Genomic DNA, 3652 nt, shown 5'->3' with positions numbered 1-3652 from the left:
TAACTGAGCCGATTGACGCCACGAAATACTTGTGCTTTCATTCTGGTTGAGATGGGGGTTGGGAGTTGGGAGTTGGGAGTTGGGGAGTTGGGGGGTTGGGGGGTTGGGACTAATGTTCGTTGGTGTCTTTATCTGGCGATTCTAATAATTCAAATAAGCCATCATCTAGTTCGTAACCTAACATTTGCGTCATAAATTTCAGCCGCGATCGATCCTCGATCTGGCGATGTTGCAGCCAATCTGTCAACAAAAACACTCGGTACATTACCCAGATTTCTAGAGCTTCAGGATTGTACTGAATCCCGTCTTTGCGGCTGAATTGATGGGGAACTAACATCGCCACATATCTGGCAAGTTCGCCCGCTTGCCAATCGAGGAGCAGTGGGAGGTATGGATAGCAGGCATCGAGACGGATAAACCACAGCCGGACTTCGGCGATTTCTGATAGCTCGCGCGGATCTTGGGGATCTCGATCGTATTCGATCGCGAGTGTTAAATCTAGGTCGAATTGTTTAGCCTCAGTCGCCAACCAGCGATCGATCGATGGCGCAATCTCTGATAAGTCCAGGCTCAGGAGTGCTCGATCGCTAATCTTCAAAGTCGTCATATTCTCAAGTTGTTATAAATTTGACAAGTAGCAAATATCTAACGGCTACTAACCGTAGTTTCAAAGATCGCTAATGATGTTATTATTTGGCAACAAATCCCTGTGTCTGTACTTTAACAGAGATTTGACAGCCAGTTATTAGCCTATGGCTATACAATTTCATGCGACTCAAACGACTGAGAACGGCAATCGCCGTTGGCATAGGCTCTCTGCGCAGGCAGACGCTTCGCGAATGGAACGAGGTTCAACCGACAAGTGAAAATACTTAAAATGTTGGCAATCGCTGCTAAGTTTGTCAAACTATTAAAATAAGGTGAGTAAAACACTAATAATTTCAAATTTGTGGTATCTATATTGTCAAATATAGACAGTGTATCTGCCTAGCTCTCAATCTTGAGTAACTTAAGTAATAAGGATTATCGTCAATTTCGAGTGAGTAATATCTAGATTTTAACTATAAAAGACATTTTTACAGTCGCACTAACAACTTATATTTATTTATTAAAACAATAATGCAAGACAGCAAGCATAACAAAATTGAGGCGCAGTTAAATACCCTCTGGCAAAAATTCCGATCGCCACAAACCACAGCGAACCATTCGGCAACTTCTGTCGAAGTCAAAGGTCATCAAATCGAGAGCGATGGCGAACTAACGCATAGGGGTAGCTATCTGCCTGCTGACGATCCAGACGACGATCGGTTGGAAGTATCCGCAATTAGGAATATTCCCGATCGCGACTTATTTACTGAGCTTGTCGCACCGATTAGCAAGCTGAATTTACCTACTGTCACGCTCGATCCGCTGTCGGCATTTTGGGCCGTATTGGCGGCGATGGTGGGTGGTACGGGGATTACTAGTTACCTATTGCTGATTGCAGTACCGCCAACGCCAAGTTGTCAAGGGGTAATTCCCGTCTCGACAGATAGCGAGCGGCTGTACTGCGCTCAAGTCGGTGCTGAAACTAAAGAAATTCCCAAGCTGCGTAGTGCGATCGAGCTAGTTAGAGGCTGGACAGATCGACACCCACTTTATGGGGAATCCCAGCGGCTGCTCAAATCCTGGTCGGAAGACCTGATCCGGATCGGGCGCAAGCAGCTCAATGAAGGCAAGATCCAAAGTGCGATCGCGACGCTGAAAATCGTCCCCACGACCAGCCCCAGCTACGATAGCGCCCAAGAATCGATCTCCAAGTGGTCGCTGCAAGCTCAAGACAGTGCCAAAATCGATGGTCAATTCGATCGCGCCATGCAGACTGCGGACTGGAATCAAGCCTTTGTGGTCTTGCAAACCGTCCAGAAGATGCGTGGCAGCTATTGGAGCAGCTTCAAGTACGATAAAATGTCTGCTAAGCTCGCCCGAGAGCGTGACGCTTGGGATAAACTTCAAGAGGCGAAGGATACGCTGGTAAACAAAGATAGCGATGACTACAATACCCGCGCCAAGCGGATCGAACTCGCTGTCAAAGCCGCTGGTAAAAGGGAACAAATCGCCGAACCACCATTACCTAACGATCCAGCGCCGATCGTCGCGGCGCTGAAACTGGCAAACAAGATCGACTCTACGACCTATGTCTATCAAGAGGGGCAAATCCTGCGGAGTAAATGGAGCAAGCATTTAGTCAACCTGAGTATCAGCGCGTACAAAGCGCAGAATTTTAATGAGGCGATCGCGATCGTCCAAAAAGTGCCTCAAGACACGTCGGTCTATGCCGAAGCACAAGATTGGGTCAAACTCAATCGGGCGCATGTCTGGGCGGGTAAGCGACACATGCTAGCGATGATGGATGCGATCGCCCAAGTCAAAAAAATCCCCAAAACTAGCGCGATTTATACCATAGCTCGCACCAAACGCTCCAACTGGGAAGGAATGCTCAAGCACCAAACCCAATTCCAGTGGGCAAAAACGATCGCCAGCTTCCAGCAACCTGCTACTCTATCACTCGCAATCCAGACTGCCAAACAGATTCCCGCTCAAAGTGAAGTCGGTCAATCCATCCAAAGTGAGATCTCGACTTGGAATCGCCAAATTGAAACCATCGACAATCGGATTATCTTGGCAAAAGCCAAACAAATCATCAGTAAAGGTGAATCCCTCGCAAACCTCAAAGCCGCCGTGCGGTTAGCTGGAAAGATTACCGAAGATCGACCATTGGGTGAAGAAATCGTCGGCTATGTTGCCAACTGGAATGAAAAAATACAGACGATCGAAGACCGTCCGATCCTTGCCAATGCGATGGCGCTAGCTAGTAAAGGTAATTTTACTCAAGCCGTGGCGATCGCAAATCAGATCGCTCCGGGGAGAGCGCTTTATCAAGATGCTCAATCCCAAGTCCGTTACTGGAACCTCGAACTACAAGAAATTGCCGATCGCCACACCTTAGATCGTGCTATTAGTATTTATCGGCAGGGCAAGATTACCAGCGCGATCGAGCTTGCTGCCACCATCGGTCGGCGCAGTCTGATTTATAGCGATGCTCGTGCCTATGTCGCTGATTGGCGAATGCTGCTGACACCACGTTCGGCACGTAACTAGTCGATAATTAAGTTGCCACTGGCTACATGAAAAATATTCAGATTTCGCTGTGGGACGAGCGGGAGACTCACATCCTACAGCAGTGGCAATTTTTTCCACCCACACCAATTCAGATCGGGCGATCGCCAGAACGGGAGATCGCGATCGATCGACCGTCGATTTCGCGGCTGCACGCCACGATCTCCTATACCAGCTTGCGGCAAGGTGGGGGCTACTGGGAACTCAGCAATCAAGGCACCAATGGGACTTTAGTTAACGATCTGTCGATCGAGCGGGTATTATTAACTACTGGCGATCGGGTCAAGGTCTCGCCTGAAGGCGCATTACTGACGATCGAGCTAGATGTTGTCGCGAGCGCCCCGAGCGCCCCCCCCAGCCCCGTCCAGCCAGCAATCTGCAAACATTCAGACAATCCACCCAACATTCTTTTTTGTCAGCACTGCGGCGAACCGATCGCCTTCAGTCATGAGATCCACCAATATCAGATCCTCAAAACCTTGGGACAAGGTGG

General features: G+C 48.7%; 3 protein-coding genes. 2 read left to right on the top strand and 1 reads right to left on the bottom strand.

Features of this window, described 5'->3' with window-relative positions; translation table 11 throughout:
- Window positions 1-109: 109 nt before the first annotated feature.
- Window positions 110-607, bottom strand: a complete 498-nt coding sequence (locus RMO35_RS14980; RefSeq protein ID WP_309742131.1) for a CRR6 family NdhI maturation factor — start codon at window positions 605-607, stop codon at window positions 110-112.
- Window positions 608-1119: 512 nt separating this feature from the next.
- On the opposite strand from RMO35_RS14980, the gene RMO35_RS14975 reads away from it, so the two are divergent.
- Both RMO35_RS14975 and RMO35_RS14970 read left to right on the top strand, forming a co-directional pair.
- Window positions 1120-3141: a hypothetical protein gene (locus RMO35_RS14975; RefSeq protein WP_309742130.1), complete on the top strand. Its 2022-nt coding sequence runs from the start codon at window positions 1120-1122 to the stop codon at window positions 3139-3141.
- 26 nt (window positions 3142-3167) lie between these two features.
- On the top strand, window positions 3168-3652 hold a 485-nt coding region (locus RMO35_RS14970), incomplete at its 3' end, for an FHA domain-containing protein (RefSeq protein WP_309742129.1).

This window comes from Chamaesiphon sp. OTE_20_metabat_361, from assembly GCF_031364565.1.
This window is presented reverse-complemented; position numbering and strand designations above follow the sequence as displayed.